This window comes from Franconibacter pulveris, from assembly GCF_056780215.1.
In genome coordinates this window covers 499,834-518,980 of record NZ_CM165555.1, presented here as the reverse complement: position 1 = coordinate 518,980, position 19,147 = coordinate 499,834, and the positions used below count along the sequence as shown (strand labels likewise).

At 59.3% G+C, this 19,147-nt stretch carries 16 protein-coding genes; 3 read left to right on the top strand and 13 right to left on the bottom strand.

Features of this window, described 5'->3' with window-relative positions; translation table 11 throughout:
- Positions 1–13 precede the first annotated feature (13 nt).
- Both ppa and ACU4F7_RS02530 read left to right on the top strand, forming a co-directional pair.
- Positions 14–544: an inorganic diphosphatase gene (gene ppa, locus ACU4F7_RS02535; protein WP_029591379.1), complete on the top strand. Its 531-nt coding sequence runs from the start codon at positions 14–16 to the stop codon at positions 542–544.
- A gap of 250 nt (positions 545–794) precedes the next feature.
- A complete protein-coding gene (locus ACU4F7_RS02530) occupies positions 795–2,387 on the top strand; it encodes a methyl-accepting chemotaxis protein (protein ID WP_481637965.1) in 1,593 nt (530 codons plus the stop codon).
- A 33-nt stretch (positions 2,388–2,420) separates the two neighbouring features.
- On the opposite strand, the gene ACU4F7_RS02525 is transcribed toward ACU4F7_RS02530, so the two are convergent.
- The 13 genes from ACU4F7_RS02525 to tamA form a co-directional block, all read right to left on the bottom strand.
- Complete coding sequence (locus ACU4F7_RS02525; RefSeq protein WP_481637964.1) at positions 2,421–4,031, bottom strand: O-antigen ligase family protein; 1,611 nt, start codon at positions 4,029–4,031, stop codon at positions 2,421–2,423.
- 132 nt (positions 4,032–4,163) lie between these two features.
- The gene (locus ACU4F7_RS02520) at positions 4,164–5,075 is read right to left on the bottom strand and encodes a fimbrial protein (RefSeq protein WP_161808632.1); all 912 of its coding nucleotides are present in this window, start codon (positions 5,073–5,075) and stop codon (positions 4,164–4,166) included.
- A 79-nt stretch (positions 5,076–5,154) separates the two neighbouring features.
- A complete protein-coding gene (locus ACU4F7_RS02515) occupies positions 5,155–5,670 on the bottom strand; it encodes a fimbrial protein (protein ID WP_481637963.1) in 516 nt (171 codons plus the stop codon).
- Positions 5,671–5,681: 11 nt separating this feature from the next.
- Positions 5,682–6,287, bottom strand: coding sequence for a fimbrial protein (locus tag ACU4F7_RS02510; protein WP_481637962.1), 606 nt, complete (start codon positions 6,285–6,287; stop codon positions 5,682–5,684).
- Positions 6,288–6,297: 10 nt separating this feature from the next.
- On the bottom strand, positions 6,298–6,819 hold the full coding sequence (locus tag ACU4F7_RS02505) for a fimbrial protein (RefSeq protein WP_235470142.1): 522 nt from the start codon (positions 6,817–6,819) through the stop codon (positions 6,298–6,300).
- Between the two features lie 10 nt (positions 6,820–6,829).
- Positions 6,830–7,390 (bottom strand): fimbrial protein, encoded by a 561-nt coding sequence (locus ACU4F7_RS02500; RefSeq protein WP_481638684.1) that lies wholly within the window; start codon positions 7,388–7,390, stop codon positions 6,830–6,832.
- A gap of 32 nt (positions 7,391–7,422) precedes the next feature.
- Complete coding sequence (locus ACU4F7_RS02495; RefSeq protein ID WP_481638683.1) at positions 7,423–8,181, bottom strand: fimbria/pilus periplasmic chaperone; 759 nt, start codon at positions 8,179–8,181, stop codon at positions 7,423–7,425.
- A gap of 42 nt (positions 8,182–8,223) precedes the next feature.
- Positions 8,224–10,725 carry an outer membrane usher protein gene (locus ACU4F7_RS02490; RefSeq protein WP_082452384.1) on the bottom strand — a complete coding sequence of 834 codons (2,502 nt, stop codon included), beginning with the start codon at positions 10,723–10,725 and terminating at the stop codon, positions 8,224–8,226.
- A gap of 50 nt (positions 10,726–10,775) precedes the next feature.
- A complete protein-coding gene (locus ACU4F7_RS02485) occupies positions 10,776–11,336 on the bottom strand; it encodes a fimbrial protein (protein WP_152977095.1) in 561 nt (186 codons plus the stop codon).
- A gap of 71 nt (positions 11,337–11,407) precedes the next feature.
- Positions 11,408–11,938: a fimbrial protein gene (locus ACU4F7_RS02480; RefSeq protein WP_029591387.1), complete on the bottom strand. Its 531-nt coding sequence runs from the start codon at positions 11,936–11,938 to the stop codon at positions 11,408–11,410.
- A gap of 469 nt (positions 11,939–12,407) precedes the next feature.
- Complete coding sequence (locus ACU4F7_RS02475) at positions 12,408–12,752, bottom strand: gamma-glutamylcyclotransferase family protein (protein WP_481637961.1); 345 nt, start codon at positions 12,750–12,752, stop codon at positions 12,408–12,410.
- Positions 12,753–12,754: 2 nt separating this feature from the next.
- Complete coding sequence (gene tamB, locus ACU4F7_RS02470; protein ID WP_029591389.1) at positions 12,755–16,537, bottom strand: autotransporter assembly complex protein TamB; 3,783 nt, start codon at positions 16,535–16,537, stop codon at positions 12,755–12,757.
- A complete protein-coding gene (gene tamA, locus ACU4F7_RS02465; protein WP_481637960.1) occupies positions 16,534–18,270 on the bottom strand; it encodes an autotransporter assembly complex protein TamA in 1,737 nt (578 codons plus the stop codon). Before tamA ends, tamB begins: the two co-directional genes overlap by 4 nt.
- 224 nt (positions 18,271–18,494) lie before the next feature.
- Between tamA and msrA the strand changes: the two genes are divergently transcribed.
- Complete coding sequence (gene msrA, locus ACU4F7_RS02460; RefSeq protein ID WP_481637959.1) at positions 18,495–19,133, top strand: peptide-methionine (S)-S-oxide reductase MsrA; 639 nt, start codon at positions 18,495–18,497, stop codon at positions 19,131–19,133.
- The last annotated feature ends 14 nt before the right edge of the window (positions 19,134–19,147 follow it).

The window sequence follows — 19,147 nt, the reverse complement described above, 5'->3', positions numbered from 1 at the left end:
TAAGGAAACAGACATGAGCTTACTGAACGTACCTGCGGGCAAAGATCTGCCGGAAGACATCTACGTTATTATCGAAATCCCGGCCAACGCGGACCCGATCAAATACGAAGTGGACAAAGACAGCGGCGCGCTGTTCGTTGACCGCTTTATGTCCACCGCTATGTTCTATCCGTGCAACTACGGTTACATCAACCATACCCTCTCCCTGGATGGCGACCCGGTTGACGTGCTGGTCCCGACGCCGTACCCGCTGCAGCCGGGCTCTGTGATCCGCTGCCGTCCGGTTGGCGTGCTGAAAATGACCGACGAATCTGGCGAAGATGCGAAACTGGTTGCTGTACCGCACACCAAGCTCTCCAAAGAATACGATCACATTAACGATGTGAACGACCTGCCGGAACTGCTGAAAGCGCAGATCACCCACTTCTTCGAGCACTACAAAGACCTCGAAAAAGGCAAATGGGTTAAAGTTGACGGCTGGGACAACGCAGAAGCCGCGAAAGAAGAAATTCGTACCTCTTTCGAACGCGCTGCGAAGAAGTAATTCTTCCCGCTCCACACAGCACACCGCCTGCGGGCGGTGTGTTTGTTTTTAGCCTTCAGCGCCGCGTTTCACGCGCTCTGAGAGGTTTCATAAAAGTGTCATAAAGCGATTATTTCTTTTTTGTTCATCGCATTACCTTATATGCATCTGCGTTTCCTTCTTTAGTGAGCTTAAAGCTCCTCTTTTTGCGGTCGATATCTCCTGCTCGCGTGGGCCGCACGCCTTCTTGACCGGGAAATGACCAACTGCAATGAAACTTAATCATCTTACTATCGGACAGCGGCTTGGCCTGCTGGCGGGCCTGCTGCTGCTCGCTACGCTGTTTATTGGCATACGCAGCCTTGCGGTTAACGCCAACGGCCTTAAACAAAACCAGGAGATCATGACCACGGAGAAGGTGATAGCGGAAAGTATCGATACGGCCCGCAATGCCCAGGTGCAGTTCAAAATTCAGGTGCAGGAGTGGAAAAACACTCTGCTGCGCGGCGCTCAGGACCAGGCGCAGTTTGATAAATACCGAAGCGCGTTTATCAGCCAGAGCCAGAAGACGCAGGCGTTGCTTAATGAACTCGCCGCGCTGCTGCCGCAGATGGGTATGGACGCCGACGCGGTGATGAAAACCCGCGTCCTGCACGCCGAACTGGAACAGCACTACCTGAACGCGCTGACGCAATACGTGGTGAATGACCCGACCAGCGCGCAGCGGGTCGATCACCTGGTAGCGGGTATTGATCGTGAGCCGACGCACATGATCGATGAGATGGTCGCCAGCACGCTGAAGCAGGCGGAACATCTCCATCAGCAGACCAACGTTCGCAACGAAGCGCAGTTTCAACGCACGCGGTTAATGCTGCTGCTCACTATGGCGCTGACTCTTCTTACCGGCGCGTTAATTACCTGGTGGCTGGTGCGCAGCATCACGCGCCCGCTGGCTGAAGCCGTATCCATTGCCCGTACGGTGGCCGCCGGAGATTTGCAGGCGACGATTACCGTTCATGGGCGCGATGAAACCGCCGAGCTGATGCGCGCGCTCAAAGAGATGAACAGCAACCTGACGCGCATTGTGGCAGGCGTACGGGCGGGCACGGAGACTATCGCCACCGCCTCATCGCAAATCGCGACCGGCAGCCGGGAGCTCTCTTCGCGTAATGAAGCGCAGGCCAGCGCGCTGGTGGAGACAGCAGCCTCCATGGAAGAGCTCACCTCAGTGGTGAAAAATAACGCTGAAAACTCCCGCTTTGCCAGCAACATCGCCCGCGATGCGCGCCTGCGCGCAGGTGAAGGCGGCGAAGCGGTGGAGCGCGTAGTGCAGACCATGAGTGTGATTCATCGCTTCTCCAGTGAGATAAGCACCATTGTCAGCGTTATCGACAGCATCGCTTTTCAGACCAATATCCTGGCGCTTAACGCCGCGGTAGAAGCTGCCAGTGCGGGTAGCGAAGGGCGCGGTTTCGCCGTCGTCGCGGCCGAAGTGCGGGCGCTGGCGCAGCGTTCTGCCGCCAGCGCGAAAGATATTCGCGATTTGATCGACCGCTCGGTGCACCGCATCGAAGAAGGCAATACGCTGGTGAAAGGCGCAGGTGATGTAATGGAAGAAATTGTCCGCAGCGTGCAGCGCGTGAGCGAGTTGGTGGAGAACATTTCGCTGGCAAGCCATGAGCAGAGCGCAGGCATCGACCAGGTGAACGTCGCCGTAACGCAGATGGACGCCGCGACGCAGCAGAACGCCGCGCTTTCACAGCAATCTGCCGCCGCCGCGCAATCGATGCAGGAGCAGGCGCACCGGCTGCTGGAAACCGTCAGCGTGTTCCGCCTTGGAAAGCGCGACGAACAGCTCGCCTGATATAAAAATGCCGCCCTGTGGGCGGCATTGTCGTTATTTCTCGTTTTGCAAAGGAAACAGCTTCTTATACGTCTGCGCCATTTCCGCCACCCTGGCCTGATTCCCCCGGAACTGCTCAATCATCATCATGCTGCGCCAGACATTGGCGTCGTTATGCCGCAGCGACCACGCCTGCGCCCGCGCCATAAATTCGTCCAGGTTCGCCGCGTTGCGGGTGCGGTTGTAGTCCATCAGCAGGGCCACCATTTCGTCGAACTGCGCGCGTTCAGACTGCGTGGCGAAGTACCACGGCGCGGGAGACGGGAACCCGGCAAGCTGGCTGCGCTCAAGCGCCGTCAGCTGGTGGTTAGCGTAAAGCCCCGCCCCGCTGAAGACGATGAGCGCCGCGCCGCAGAGCACGGCAGCCAGCCGCGGCGCCCGGGCTGCCTGGCGTGCGGCCGGCGGCGCTTCCGTCACGCCCAGGCGCAGCAGCAGCAGGAACAGCCCGAAGTGAATGAACGACTGGTAAAACGGGTACTCCAGGTTCAGGTGCGCCAGCAGCGGCACAATCAGCAGCGCGTAAGCCAGCGTTGCGCGGCGGGTTTTCAGGGCGCGGATGAGCATCCTTACCCAGCCCGCGAACAGCACGAGCATGCCCGCCAGCGCTGTGATGCCGCCCTGGAACCAGGCATACAGCAGCTCGTTGTGCGGGTGGGTGACCGGCACGCGGAAGGTGTAACCCGGGTGCGCCAGCAGCCAGCGACTGAAGGCGTACTCAAACGTGCCGTAGCCCCATCCCGCCCACGGGTGCAGCATTATCATCTGCCAGGTGATGCGCAGGATATGCCGGCGCTCCTGCGTGGAGCCGGCGTAATCCCGCGCCATCAGGAACGGTTCACCGTTGAACAGCACCGTGACATGCTGCGTGATGTACCAGCCCGCCCCGGCGCTGAGCGCCATCACGGCCAGCGCCGCGCCTGCACGGGGGGCTTTCCCACGCCCGGCAACGGCGCAGAGCGCGGCGATGACGACAACCGCGCCGATAGCGCCAGCACGGGACTGGTTCAGGGCCAGCACAAAAGCAAGCACGCCGAGGCCCGCGGTTATCAGCACAGCGGTTATTCCCCGGGCGCGCCGTTCCGTCAGCAGTAGCAGAAAACCGCAGCCGACGCCGGTGGCGAGAAAGCTCGCGAGCAGATTAACCTGCTGGAAAATACCGTAGGGGCGGCCATGATTGCGTAGCCAGTCATATTCATACAGCTGCATCGCGAGGTGCGGGCAGAACGCCTGAATCAGGGCGATAAGCGCCTGGCCCAGCGCCAGTATAAATACCGCCAGCAAAAGCTGATGTTTTTGCCGGGGCATGCACGGCAGGCGTAGCAGCGCCTGCCACAGCAGGAGTGCCAACAGCAGCACCCACACGCCGGGGTTGCCGCGCGCCTGCAAAAGCCAGGGGAAGAGCAGGAGCAGGCTGCCTGCGGTCAGAAGGGGCTGGCGTCGCGATCGCTCAAAACGACCTTTATAACCCCAGGAAAATACGATGAGCGCAAGCCCCAGCCAGCCCAGAAATGTCAGGTTATAGGGCAGCGCGACACCCGCTGTTGCTGAGTTTTTTATATAAAAAGCCAGCAAACACAGCAGAATACCGAGAATGAGCTTTCCCATGAATTAAAGGACCTTGTGAAACACTCGTAAAGAAATTATCTTTTTCTTATTGCAAACCAGAAAAGCGCACCTTATTCGAAACAGGAAAAAGTTACTCAAACAAATCCACATCATTTAGCCAGATAGCAAATATCACTGCATAGTCATTACCATAACGGCACTCGCAGAAAAGCTCCCTGTAGGGACATCTCCAACAGAAACCACGGGATTTCTCACAGCCTCAAAGCCGAGAACCATTGAATTTGAACCTTTATTAAATACCATATTTTTCGCGCTGCCTGATGCTAATACTTGGTTGTTATAAATTACACTTACACCGACCCCATTTGATGAAGTTTTTATTACTTGCGCTCCACTCACGGTAATAGCCGTATAGTTAACCTTCATACTCATATTAATGGTTGCTGAGGATGAAGAACTGCTACATACAACGGGTATTTGTTTAGACAGAATTGTCCCAGTACCCGGAACGGTAGGTAATGATGTTCGATCAATACTTCCGAAATTGACGGACAAAGCCCCGCTATTATTTATAGTACAGCTTACCGTCGGTGCGGGGGGGCTGGGCGGTATTGGTGGGTAACGAGAACAACCTCGGCGATCACCTACGGGCAAAGCCCATTCCTTACCTGCCTCGTTAACAAGGACATAGCATGCATGGACCGCAAGTTCCGATACAAGGCTAATTGGAACATCGCTGCTAGTTACATTAACCGTCTGCGAACTCAGATTTTGGTTGGCGTCAAAATAGGCGTATGAACTATCAGCATGTTCAAAGTTTGACGTAGTCAATGACAGCCTGACTTTATATTTACCTGAAACAGGAACATATCCAGAGATGGAGATATCACATGCATTCCCTTTAAAATAGGAACCTGGATCAAGCCTTGGAGGGTTAACATAACAGTTAACAGATCCTGATGAATAATTTATACCGTGCACTCCATTTACCATCGCGCACGCCATCTGCCATCCAGAAAAAATAATGAACAGAGTAGAAGTAACTATCACTTTCCCGACATATGGAAAACAGTTTTTAAGCATTATACTCGCTCTCATACTCGCTGAGCTAATAAAAGCTCACATCAAAAAACAGAGAAAAAATGCCTGTTGGCAATTTATATTATTGATAATTAGCCGTCAGTGTTGCCGTGGCGCTGAAAGTCCCTTCCGCCAGGGTCTTGACCGGGTCCTGCACCGGCACCGCCGTGAGCTTCAGCGACGGCAGCGCCCCCAGCGTGGTCTCCAGCGGCGTGTTCAGCGCCAGCGGCTGGCCGTTGGCCTCTATCCGGATACCGAGCCCGTCCGCGCTGGTGGTGACCGCCGCGTCGTCGTAGCCCGCCGCCGTGCCGCTCATCGTCAGACTCAGCGGCGAGCTGTCGCTGGCTCCCTGGCAGTCCACGGTATAGGGAATGGTCTGCCGGTAGTTGGTGCCGTTGACCTTGTTCACCCCCACCTGGCCGAACACCACGTCAATGGCCTGGTCGTTATTAACGGTGCAGGGGGTGGCAAAGATGAATTCTCCCCTGAAGTTCACGCTCATGCTGTCGCCGGTCTGCGCTGCCCGGGCCGTCTGCAGCAGCCCCGCCGTAAGCATACTGGCAGCGGCAAGCAGCAGGGCGATACGTTCTGTTCTCATCCTTCACGTCCTCAGTTAAACGCCATCACCAGCGAGCCGGAGGCGGTGAAGATATCGCCGCTGACCACGTTCTTGCTGTTTGCGGTACTCACCTGCACCAGCTTCGCCCGCAGGGCGGGCGGATTCTGTTGATCGATATTGAACCATGTGTCCATGGTCTGCGCCGCGCCGTTCACCATCAGCTCAATTCCTACAATGCCCTTGTCTGTGCCCAGCACTTTGGTGCCGTTATAAGTTTCATAGCTGCCGGAAGACGAGGTGAATTTCATCTGTAATAAACCTGCACTATCGCCTGAACAGATAAAGCTGGCGGCGAGCGGCTGCTCATAGCTGCCGTCCAGCTGGACGGCAGTGGCGCCTGTCGCCTTCAGCCGGACCTGGCCGAAGTCCACCTGCAGCGACCCGCCCTGGTTAAACTCACAGCTCCCGTTCGCCGTGACCGTCCCAGTGATGTTAATGTTCATAGAGTACTGGTCGCCGGTGTTTGCCGCGGCTTCCCGGATGATGCCGCAAGGCACCAGCAATAACGCAGCTACCAGCAGTGTACATCTTCTGCCCGCACGGGTGGCCCACCGCCGCCCTTTGGCTCCGGTCAGGCCGTCTGTCGTCCTTTTCAACTTCATCCCCTTACTGATAGCTCAGGATAAACGTGCTGATGGCCGTGAAGCTGCCTTCGGTCAGCGACTTGTTTGCCAGTACGGTCGGCTGTATCTGCACGAAGGCGTTAAAGTTCAGCGTGGTGTTGCCGCTCGCCAGCGGCATCTCCGGGCTGGCTTTATTCACTGGCAGCAGCGTGCCGTCCTGGCGTTCAATACCCACCGCCACGCCTTTTGCCGTACCGGACGCATCCGTCGCCAGCAGGCCCGGCAGTTCGGTATCCGCCGTGCCCTGGAAAGTCACGCTGACCGTCTTCATGATGGCCGGGTCGCACTCCTGCAGGTGGATAGCGAACGGCTGGCTTTTTGTCCGCTGGTACTGGTAGAGGTATTTCGTCACCACCGTACCGAAATCCAGACTGATATCGGTATCGGCGTCCGGCAGGGTGCAGGGCTCCGCCACCAGCGTGCCGGAGAAATGCACGTTATCCGCCGCCGCCGGCGCCTGCGTGGTACAGGCCAGCAGCAGCAGGGGCAGCATCCGCTTTTTCATCGCCCGCCCCCTACTCGTAAATCAGGCTGAAGTTAATCAGCGCATGGTACGGCCCGGCGGTGAACGGCGCGGCGGTGCGCTCCGGCGCCAGGGTGAAGGTCACCCGGTCCTGGCCCGGCGTCAGCAGCAGCGTGTCGCTCTCACGCGAGAGCTTCACCGTCTGCCCCCGGCTGTCGCGCAGGCGCAGCCCGATACCCGACGCGCCCGTCACCTTCACCAGGTCCGGGTTCGTGTCGTCCGCCTTCGCCACAAATCGCGCCCGGTAGGGCGGCTGCTGCGTGCTCACCGTTTCGGTCAGCGGCGTGATGTTGCTGCTCCAGTTGCCGAGCACCGGGCAGTCGCGCAGCTGCAGCGTCACCGTCACCGGCCGGGCGCTCTCGCCCGTCAGGCGCACCTGCGCCCGTGACGTGGCGCCCAGGTCCACCTCCTGGTACGCCGAGTCCATGGTCAGCCGGCAGGTGTTTTCCAGCAGGCTGCCGTACACGTAAAGCTGCCCGTTATCCGCCAGCGGCAGTTCATCCGCCGCCGCACCGGCCGCGGCCAGCGCCAGCAGGCCGGCAAGTAATCTCATCCTGTTCATCGTGTGCCTCCTTTCACCGGCGGTTAGTTTTTGTCCTGCACCAGCCTACCGGTGCAGGTGGCCCCGCCACAGCTGAACTGAAGCTGCGGGCGGCCGCCGTAGTCGTTGACGTAGCTCAGCACCGGGCTGGCGCCGAACGCGGCGGCGGACGCCTCAAGGGTGGCGCTGCCCTTCGGGCTCACCATCACCGGCTCAAACGGCACGGCTTTGCCCTTCACCCCCGCCGTGCCCTCCACCAGGGTCAGGTAGTACGGCGTCGGGTTGTTCACCACATATTTGTCGCCGTTGCGGGTGAGCGTGACTTTTTCCACCCAGTCGCCCTTCGCCGCCTGGGTCTTGTCCAGCGCAATGGCCGCCGGGCGGTAGAACAGCTTGATGCGGGTCTGCAGCGCTATCTGCAGGGTGTTGGGCTTGTCGCTGCGCGGCGGGATTTCCCGCAGGTTGAAGTAGAACAGCGTCTCCCGGTCCTGGGGCAGCGCGGCGACGGCCGGCGCGGCCTGCACCTTCACCTGGCTCTTCGCCCCCGGCTCCACGCGCTGCACCGGCGGCAGCACTGTCAGCGGGCTGGTGATTTTGTTGCCCTGCGCGTCCTCCATCCAGGCCTGGGCCAGGTAGGGCAGCTTTTTGTTCTCGTTGCTGATGTTCAGGCTCACCGACTTCTCGCCGCCGTTATAGACCACACGGGTGCGGTCCAGGGCGATGGCCGCGCAGGCCTGCTGCGCGGTGAGGGCGGCCAGCAGCGCGGCGGCCACAACGGAAACGGTTTTTGGGGTGGTTAACATTTTCATCTGGGTACTCATGGTTAATCAGGGTCTCGCCGTGCCTCAGTGGCACGGCAGTAACAGATTTCCGTTCTGGCTCACTCCTGCGAGGCTCGCCGGCAGGGTCACCGCGCACTGCGCCGCCCCGTTCCAGCTCACGCTCAGTCTGGCGCCCGGCTTCAGGCCGCTGAGGTACGCCTGGCCCTCATCATTGACGAGGCCGACCTCCTGTTTCTCCACGTTGCGCACGCTGGCGCCGAACGGCGGGTAGCTGCCGTCCGCCAGGCGGATAACCGCCATCGCCTTCTGCCCGGCAATCACGTTAAACCGGCGGTAGCCGATGGCCCCCTCGGTCAGCGTCGCCTGGGCCACCGAGGCCGTGGCCTCGGCGTTCTCCGGCAGGTTGTTGATGTCCAGGCTCAGGCTGTTCTGGCTGTAGTCGCTGACCTCAGTAATGACCGCCTTGCCGAAGCGGTTGGTGTACGTGTTGTTGCTGTAGCCGTGCACCGGGATATCCGCCGCGTCGCCGGTATCCACCAGCACGCGGGTGCCGCCCGCCACGTTCGAGCGGTGCAGCGCCGCCCCCTTCGCCGTGGCGGTCAGGCCGCCGCGCAGCGAGAGCCCCGCCGCGCTGTACTGCCCGTGCTGGTAATCCAGGTTGCCGGTGACCTCCGCTAGGTCGCCCGGGTGGTCGTAGTAGCCGCTGAGGCTGCCGCCGTCATCCGTGCCGCCCGCCGCAACGCGGTAGTTGTCGCCGTTATCCAGCCGGCTGTAGTAACTCAGGTTATGGCTGCTGGCGTCGCCGCTGTACGACGAGTTCAGCCCGAGCGTGCCCGCATCCCCCCACGGCACCGAGAGCGACAGGTACATGCCGTCGTCATTCTCGCCGTTAAACTTGTTGCGGTAGGCGGTCAGCGAGGCGCTGATGTTCTTCCACTTGCCGATATCGAAGTAGCGCGACAGCGACAGGCTGTAGCGGTCCTCCGCCGGGCGGTCCCAGTAGGTCTGGTGCGAATAGTTGAGGTACGCGCTCACGCCCAGCTTCTCGAACTGCTGGCTGAAGGTGACGGTGTACATCTCCTTGCTCTGCATGTACGCGCCGTTGTCGGCCCGGTAGCTCAGGTAGTCGGCGAAGCTCATGAAGTCCTTCTCCGAGAAGCGGTAGCCCGCAAAGGTCACCTGGCTGCCGGTCCCGTCAAAGGTCTTCGAGTAGCTCACCCGGTACGACTGGCCGTGGCGGTGCTCGTTCTCAAGCTTGGCGTCCGAGCGGGTCACGTCGAAGGCCAGCGCGCCGAGCGCCATCAGGTCGCGGCCGATACCGGCGGCAAGCGAGATGTACTTCGAGCTCGAGACCATGCCGCCGTACAGCGACCAGCCGTTGCTGATACCCCACGAGAACTCACTGCTGCCGAAGGTCTCGCCGTCGGCATGGTGGTCGTAGCTGGTGGGCTTGCCGGCGTAGAACCGGTAGCGCACGCTGCCCGGCCGGGTCAGGTACGGGATATTCGCCGTGTTGACCTTGTATTCCTGGACCGAGCCGTCCTGCTCCTGGACGCGCACGTCCAGCGTGCCGGTGACCGCGGTGCTCAGGTCCTGGATGGCAAACGGCCCCGCCGCCACCTGGGTCTCGTATATCACCCGACCCTGCTGGGAGACGGTGACCTTCGCGTTGGTCTTCGCCACGCCAGTGACCTCCGGCGCGTAGCCGCGCAGGTTCGGCGGCAGCATGTTGTCGTCCGACACCACGCTCGCCCCGGTGAAGCGGAAGCTGTCGAACAGGGCCGAGTTCACGTAGTCCTCGCCGAGCGTCAGCTTCGCCTTCAGCCCGGTCAGCGCGCGGTAGAGGTACAGGCGGCTCCAGGTCCACTGCTTCTGGCCGCTGCTCCCGGCGCGGTCGTCGTAGTTCGCCTGCCAGTCGGCGCGGGCGCGCCACGCCCCGAGGTTGGCGCCGACGGTGCCGTTGCCCGAGACGGTGTTGTCATCGCCGCCGCGCTCGTTATGGCGCGCCTGGGCGTTCAGGTTGTAGTCCGCCAGCAGGCCGGGAATGCCGTTGTCCCACATCGCGGGCGGCACCCAGTCGTCCGAGCTGTACTCGAGGTAGGCCTGCGGCACGCTCACCGCAAGCAGGCCGTTGCCGAGGTCCGGCGTCACCTCCACGCCGCTGAGCGCGGTGACGTCCAGACACTGCCCCTGGTGCCAAGGCTTCAGCGCCGCCAGGTATTTTTCCTTCAGGCCGAAACTCTTCACCACCTCCGGCGCCAGGCAGGCCACGGAGCGGTTTTTGTCCGTTTCCGCCGGGTAAACGCTGACCGTCCGCTCGTCCAGTTCGTTCTGGTTGACCTTAATGCGGAAGGTGTAGTCGCCCGGCATGATATAGCCGCGTTTTGAAAACTGGCTTAAATCGATATTCTGTTTGTCCTTCACATCCAGCACGTCGGTATTAAACTGGATGTCGTCCGCCGCCATTGCCGGCGCGCGGATCCCCGCCAGCACGCAGACGGTCAGTGCGGAAAGTTTGATTATTTTTATCGCACCGCGAGGTTGCTTTTTATATTTGTCAGCCATGTCCGTATCCCCGCCGCCTGCGGTTAACTCCATCAGAGGCACAAAAACAGTCAGAAATAATCAACCCGGTAGCGGATAACGGCGCGGTAGTCGCCGGCCATTAATTCGCGCGTGGTGGTTTTCAGCGTCAGGTAATAATCCAGGCGGATATCGTCCGCCGCCGCCTGGCGGTAAGAGACGGCCTCGCCGGGGCGTATCACCGCGCCGCGGCTGTCGGTGAGCTCCAGCGCCACGCCGGACGCCATGCCGCCGACGCGGAACAGCCCGTCCTCGCGCTCGCCGTCAAAGGTCACCTGCAGCACCTGCCAGGGCGCCGGGTCGTCCGCCTGCGCCAGCGCGCAGCCGGTCAGGCTGATGGAAAACGGATGCGGCTCGCCCTGTCCGGTGCGCCGCATATGGCCGCGCGTCTCGCTGCCCATGGCCACCGTCTGGTCGCTGTCGCCGGTGGTGATGTCGCAGGCGCTCGACAGAATGACGCCTTCCATACTCACCCGCCCGGTAAGCCCCAAGTCAAATTCGCTGCCCGGCGTGGCCGCCTGCCGGGAGGCCTGCGCCGTGCAGGCAGCCGCCAGCAGCGCGAACGCCGTGGCGCCGCGTAAGAATCTGTTCATGAGTTCCGTCTCTGGTGTCTGAAAAAAAACACATGCCCGCCCGCGCGGGCATGTGTTAAGGGGGACTGCGATTACTGGTAGGCCAGGGTGAAGTCGGCCACCGCAGTGAAGTCACCCGGGGTCACGGTGGCAGAGGCGCCGTCGCCCTTCAGGTAGGCGGAGAACAGCAGGGTGTTGTTGCCGTTCTGCAGCTGATGGGCCGCAGAAGCTTCGCCCAGTTTGATCTGCTCGCCGTCGCCGTTGGTCAGGATGATGCTCGCGCCCTTGGCGGTACCGGTGATGCCCAGTGAGCCGTCAGTCGCGCCTTCCGCACCGGTGAAGGTGGTTTTGACGGACTTCAGGGTCGTGGTGTCGCAGTTTTCCAGTTTGATTTCAAAATTACGCGGTACGGAAGTACCGGTGTTGCCGCTGGCCTTCAGCGCCACGTTGGACACCTGGCCCAGATTCACGGTCTGGTCAATGCTGTCCGGGTTGATGGAGCACGGTGCGTCGATAATGGAGCCGGTGAAGGTCACTTTACCGTGGCCCTGATCTGCCGCCTGTGCAGACGCCGCCAGAACCAGACCCATTACCGATGCCAGAGCAACTTTTTTGAAGTTCATACGTATATCCTTTAAAAAATTATTAAATCCTTAGGGTTAAATACGCAGCTAATAAATACAACACTAATAACGCCGCTAATAAAAAGCGTATTTCGCATCTTATAAACCTCGCTGCGTAGTGGAAGCTAATTTTAGACTTTAGTGCTATTTCCTCAATCGCCAAACCAATCCAAAAATAGACCTTCCATAAAGCTCGTGAATCAAAACTGGGAAACGGCTTTTTCTTTAATTCACCAACGAAATAAAACATTACGTTCAATTCGTTTAATATATAAGACACCACAAAAAGGCCGAAATAAAATTAAGCGTTCTAAATATGGACTTTAATAAAGTTTAAACATGGACTTTAAATAACATATCCGTAACAGTTATGAATTAACACTTTGATAAATTGAAAAGATAAAAATGGGTGAAGAATATTGCGAAACAGAAAAGAAAAACCACGCCGAAGCGTGGTTTGGGGAGGGGATTAATTAGCGTCTCTGTCGAGCCAGTTGCCGCTGTCGATACGCCTTAAGCCTTCGACAGGGCGCTGGTAGACATACATCCAGGCGCTGCCGTAAGGCGTCTGGATGAGCTGCCGTTTGTATTCGCCGCCGCTGGTACGCAGAGCGTCCAGTTCGGCGAGCGTGGAGGCGTCTATGCGATAGACCTCGCCCGTTACCGTTCCCTCGCCTGGCACCGCACCTGGGTAGTGGCCGAGGCTGTAAAGCTGGTAATGGTCGATGTCATAGTCGCCCAGCCACTGAGCGTTGGTCATCCAGTGGCTGTTGCCTTGTTTGCGTCGTAAACTGCCGTAGACAAATATTCGCATTGCTAAAACTCAAACTGATAGAGCAGATCAAGTGCCTGATCTACGCCAGACACCGCTTCCAGATATAGCTTAGGCATAAGGCGGTAGCGCAGCGTGAGCGTCGCCAGCGAGTCAAAAATACCCACGCCATACTTCACCTGTAGACCCGGCAGTACATAGCCGCTGACCACCACCTGGGACGAGTCGCCCACCCCTTCGGTATCCAGCGCCAGATTCTTCACGCCAAACGTCTCGCCGATTTTACCCACAACCTGCCCACTTTGTGCAACCCCCAGACCAATCAGCATCGACGTCATCGCTTCGCTGTCGCTCTGGTTGCTCTCAAGCCCTTGTCCGCGAAGCAGATAAGAGAGCGCTTCCTGCTGGGACATGGCCGGGTCGGAGAAGACCTCTACCTTAGGCGCGTCCGGCGTACCGGTGACTTTAACGCCTGCGGTAACATCGTTCTCAGTGGCGTCCGGGTTACGAATCGCTTCGATGTTGAACACAGGTTGATCCGGCGGGCCGGCGAAGAGGATTTCTCCTTTACGCACGATCAGATCCTGACCGTAAGCATGGAAGCGCCCTTCGCCATCCGGAATGTTAATCTGGCCGTTAAGCCCCAGCCCTTGCTTATCCTGGCCGACCTTCAGGTCGCCGGTAAGCCGCGCTTTTAGCCCAAAAGCGTCTATCCGCACGTTGTTGCCCACGTGAACGGTCAGATTACTATTAATCGGGATGGATGCGCTCGGGTCTTTTTCTGGTTTCAGATTTTCATCGAGCATAACTTCGTCTTTGGAGACGCCGACGGCGCTTTCCGGCAAGTCCTTCACGACGATACGCGCCCACGGCACGTCGGCGTTGCCGTCGAGCGTGATAAGGTTCGGCGTGGCTTCCAGCACCACGTCCGGCGACACGTCCAGCCTCACCATCGGCGGCACCGTAATACGCACCCGGCTGCCCTTCGCGGCGATGCGCGCCCGCCAGTTATCGAGCTGGCTCCAGTCGGCGTTGCCGTTAAGGGCAATCTCCCCCTGCTGGGTGCGTACTACGCCCTGCAGGGTTGAGCTCATGCCATTGAAATTCATCGCCAGTTGGCTTGGCTGCATATCGAACGGCATAAAGTTGCCTTCGATATCCACGCCGTTAAGCTGCATCTGGCCGAAGAGCTGCGGGCGTTCGGCGTTGCCGCCAAGCCGTAAGTTCGCATTAAGCATCCCCGCCGCTTTTTCTCCACGCGAGAAAACCGGGTTGGCAATCGCCAGCGAGAAGTTGCGGATATTCACGTTGCCCGCCAGATTACGGCGATCCTGCGGGTCGCTGATTTGCACCTGGCCGTCAAACTGGCCGTTGTTGACCAGGCGAATCAGCCAGTTGAGCTCCGCGCGGTTATTACGCAGCTCCGCGCTCAGGTTGAGCGTATCGAAAGCGACCGGCAGCGCGTTGTCGTTGACTATCTGCGTTACGCGCACGCCCCGGCCGGCCAGCTGCACTTTGCCCTGCGGTAACCCTTCTTTGGTGGTGTCCCAGCTCACATCCGCGTTGCCGCTGAAGATGCCGCTCGCCTGGGTCGCTTGCGGCATAAAGGGCTTCAGCATCGCCAGATCGAAGCGATTGAGATTCACCACCGCGTGCCCGGCTGCGCCCGCATCCACCGTCTGCGGTACGCAAAGTTCAGCGTTCGGATTCGCCCAGCAATGCGGTCCGATGCTGACTTTCTGCTCTTCGCCACGGTAATCCAGCGCAATGGCGCGGGTCAGGGACCACGGCCCTACCGGCGTTTCGAAGCGGGTGTTATCGAGCGTGCCGCGCCAGCGCGTGGTCTTACGATCGAAGCTGCCGCGCAGATCCAACTGGCCGGAAACCGGCTCGCCCTGCGCGCGCAGCTGGAGCTGGTGCTCTTTTTCGCTGCCTTTCGCCGCGAGTGTAATCAGGCGCATAGAAACATCGCCCTGCACCAGCCGCTCCACGCGTAGGTCAAGGTTGCCCGCTATCTGGTCGGTCGATTTTATATCGCCCTGCAAACGCGCCAGGGCGACAGAAAGCTCCTGCCAGCGCAGGCCGCGTGCGGTAACGTCGGCCTGGAGCTGCGGGGCGTCCACGCTGCCGCGTATCTTCACCAGCCCTTTCGCTGTGCCGCCCAGGCCTGGCAATGCATTATCCAGCCCCGGCGCGTCGATAACGGCGTCGAGCGCCAGGTCCTTCACGCCCAGTTCACCTTTTACGTCCGCCTTATTGCGTCCCAGCTCCAGATGCAGGCCCGGGATGGTCCACTGCATGTAGCTGTTGCCTTTAAGCTGGCCGTTGACGTTCACTTTATTTTGCTTAACGTTGCCGGCGAGCTTCAGCTCCGGCACATCGAGCTGCCAGCTGCTGCCGTAGTAACTGCCGCGCAGTTTCATCAGCCCGTCCAGCTTTGAAGGCCAGTCCGGATACTGTTTCGCGGTATTGATACCGTTCAGCGCCAGTTCGCCGCGCCAGCTGATGGCCTGACGCCAGTCGAGCAGCGCTTTCAGGGTGGTATGCCCCTGCAGCGCCGCCACGTCCAGCTTATCGATATTGATTTGCTGCTCGTTGCCTTTGCCGTCCAGCGTAATGGTGGCGGGCGGCAGTTGCTCGCCGCGTATCGCGGTGCGGAACGAGAGCGCATAGTCGGTCATCTTGCCAGTGAATTTCAGCTTAATGTCATCCGCCTGGTACTGCTTCGGGCCGGTGAGCGGCCAGTAAAGCTGCTCGCTGGTCAGCTCGAGGTTCAGCGGCAAGCCGGGTTCAGCAAGGCGCGTCTGAGCGCTCAGCACCGCATCGAGCGGGCCGGAGAGGTTAACGCCAAGCTCCAGCTGTTCGCGCAGCGCGCCGCCAAGCTTCAGCTTCACCTTTTCGCCCTTAAGCGGGTCCACATTCAGCGTGCTGTTCAGGGTGATGTCTACCGGCCAGCTGTTGCGAAGCTCCGCCGTGCCGGTGGCGTTCACGATGCCCTGGTTTGAATCGATATCCAGCGCGTCGAGCTTCGTCATGCCGTCGACGCTGCTCACCTTCAGCAGCATAGTGCGCACGGTGATGTCGGTGTCGCCCGTCAGGCGCAGCTGCTCGCCGCGAAATTCTTGAATGGTGAGGTTCAGCGGCAGATGCACGTCGGTCATCTCCGGCAGCACCGGTTTCGAGAAGAGATCGCGCAGCGTTTCGCCAAGCGGCGCCTCTTCCGGGCGCGGCTTATCTATCTTCGGCTCCACCACCTCTTCCTGCGCCACTTTCGCCACCTTCGGCAAGGCGACCAGCAGCCCCTGAAGGGAAGTGGGCAGCAGCGTCAGGTTGCGATCTTCCCAGCTCAGCCCGGAAGTGAAATCCATTACGGAAACGGTGGTGTCATCAATTTTGACGTTGACGTTGTTCAGCGCCACGCGGGAAAGCGTTATGGGATAAGGTGTTGAGAGGTTAAGCGGTCCGCTCTCTTCCTCCTCCGCCTGCGCGGCAGGCGGCATTTTTTTGGTATCGACCACCACGTTAATATCTTTGAGCGAAAGATCGTTCACGCACAGACTGCTGTCGCGCAGGCAGCCGAGCTTCACCGCCAGATGCAGTTCGCCTGCGGTGACGTCCACGCCGGGCTGCTCATAGCGCACGTTTTTAAGCGTCAGGTCGCGCCAGCCGCCAGTTACGCTGCCAATATCCAGCCCCGGCACCCAACGGTTTGCGGCGTTAAATAAAAGATGCAGGCCGCTGGTCGTCCCTACCAGAAACGCCGCGGTACCCAGCAACAACAAGATAAACACCAGCACGGCGAGGCTGATTTTTTTCCAACGACTCATAATTCAGGCCCCAGACCGATGTAAAACTGCAAACCATGCTCCTCTTTATCGCCAACCGGCACGGCGAAATCGAGCTTGATGGGGCCGACAGGCGACTGCCAGCGCACCCCGACGCCCGCGCCGGTCTTGAAGTTGCTTTGCTTAATATCGTTCACCGCCTCGCCGGAATCGACAAAGGCTGCGCCCCACCACTTGCCGGTCACGTTGTACTGGTATTCCAGCGACCCGGTAGCGAGCTTTGAAGCGCCGGTCAGTTTGCCGTCATCATCTTCCGGCGAGATAGATTTATATTTGTACCCGCGAATACTGCGGTCGCCGCCGGCGAAGAAGCGCAAATCTGGCGGCACGCGGTCGAAATCGTTGGTCTCAATCCAGCCGAGATTGCCGCGCACGACAAAGCGATGGCGATCGTAGAGGGTGCGGATCCAGACGTTTTGCGCCTGCAGCACCACGAAATCGACATCCGATCCCCAGGCCGTATCGGAGTAGTCGATGGAATAGCGCTGCGAATCGCCCCAGGTGGGCATCAGGCCGCCGCGCGAGCGGGTACGGCTTATCATCACCCCGGGGTAGAGCAGCATCGTGGTATTCGTAACGTCCGCCTGCGTAAAGTGGTCGAGACTCCAGCGCAGGTTAATGGCGCGCTGCCAGCCGCTGGAGAGATCCCAGTAGCGAGAGAGCGCAAGGGTCGTGGAATCCGCCTCGGTATCATTGAGATCGGTGCGCTTAAAACCGCCCTGCACCAGATAATATTGCTCCAGCGGGTTCTTCAGCAGCGGCACCTTGTAGCTGAAATCAAGCTGTTGTTCCGGCGCGGAGATGCTGGCGGTAGTCGAAAAGCTGTGGCCGTAAGAGTTTATCCACGGCTTGCGCCAGGTGGCTTTTACCCGCGGGCCGACGTCGGTGGAGTAGCCCACGCCGGTTTCAATGGTGTTCTCGGTGCGCGGCGATACCACGGCGCGCAGCGGCAGCACCTTCGTCTGTCGGGATTTTTCAAACTCCGGCGCCACCACGACGGAATTGAACCAGCCGGTAGCGGAAAGCCGACGGCTCAGTTCGCCTACGTCGCTGGAGTGGTAGTACTCGCCCTCTTTAAAAGGCACGAGATTTTGCAGGTATTCTTCGCGAATTTGTGAGTTAGCGAAGGTAACTTCGCCGAAACGATAACGTTGACCGCTGTCATAGTCGATATCCCAGAACGCCTGGTGGCGCTCAAGCGACACGCCGAGCTGGCTTTTTTTGTATTCGCTATCGAAGTAGCCCCGACGCAGCGCCACGCTGGTCAGCCCCTTTTTGAAGCTGTCGTAATCGTTATGGTTAAGCACCGTGCCGATGGCCGGGCGCTTTTTTAATAAGGAAAGGTACTCTTCGTCGTTTCGCGCACCGCCGCGCAAAATCACATCAGTGCCGCCTATGCGCACCGGTTCGCCCGGCGAGACGCGGGCAATCAGCACCTGCCTGCCGCCCTTCGCCGGCGGCGGACGCAGCGTAAAGTCTATTTTCGGTTCGTAATAGCCAAGCGCTTTCAACCCTTCGCGGATGGCGTCATCCACGCGTGCGCGAAAACGCCGGTCTGGTGTCACTTCATCGCTTTCAATGGTAGACAGTTGGGCGCGGACATTTTTTTGCAGCTCTCCGCTCAACCCTTCAACCTGGAGGCGGACGCTGGCGGCGTCAACGGCTCCGCTCGCCAGCAGCAGGCTGGCGCAGCATAACATACGGATTCGTGGCACAATTTCTCCTGAATAGCCTTGTTTCCACCCTGGTCAGGAAACTTTAGTGCCGCTCCGCGGCTTAACAAATCTCCGATTGTGGAGTTGAAAAAGCGACGACACCCCAAATATTTCTTATGTTTAATCTAGTCGCATTCACCAGATTTATTGTGAGCAAAGAGTCGCTCCGTGACAACCGCCGCGCCGCTTTTGCTCGTCCCCCTTATTCCTGGAGGCTCCTCATTATGACTATTTTCGATAAAAAACAGCTAGTTACTCAGTCCGAGGCGTTGCCGGGCCGTAATACCCCCATGCCTGTAGCGACGCTGCACGCCGTTAACGGCCATTCAATGACCAACGTACCAGACGGTATGGAAATTGCGCTGTTCGCCATGGGCTGTTTCTGGGGCGTGGAACGTCTCTTCTGGCAGTTACCCGGCGTATATAGTACTGCGGCAGGGTATACCGGTGGCTATACACCTAATCCGACTTATCGGGAAGTGTGCAGCGGTCGTACCGGGCATGCGGAAGCGGTCCGCGTCGTCTATGACCCGAAAGTGGTCAGCTATGAAAAACTGCTGCAGGTGTTCTGGGAAAACCACGATCCGGCCCAGGGCATGCGCCAGGGCAACGACGTCGGCAGCCAGTACCGCTCGGCGATTTATCCGTTAACGCCGGAGCAGAACGCCGCAGCGCGTGAAAGCTTCAAACGCTTCCAGGCGGCGATGGAAGCGGCGGGCGACCGACGCCACATTACGACCGAAATCGCCAACGCGACGCCGTTCTATTATGCAGAGGACGATCACCAGCAATATCTGCACAAGAACCCTTACGGCTACTGCGGTATCGGCGGCATTGGCGTTTGCCTGCCAGCCCAGGCGTAACGCGCGTAGAAAAA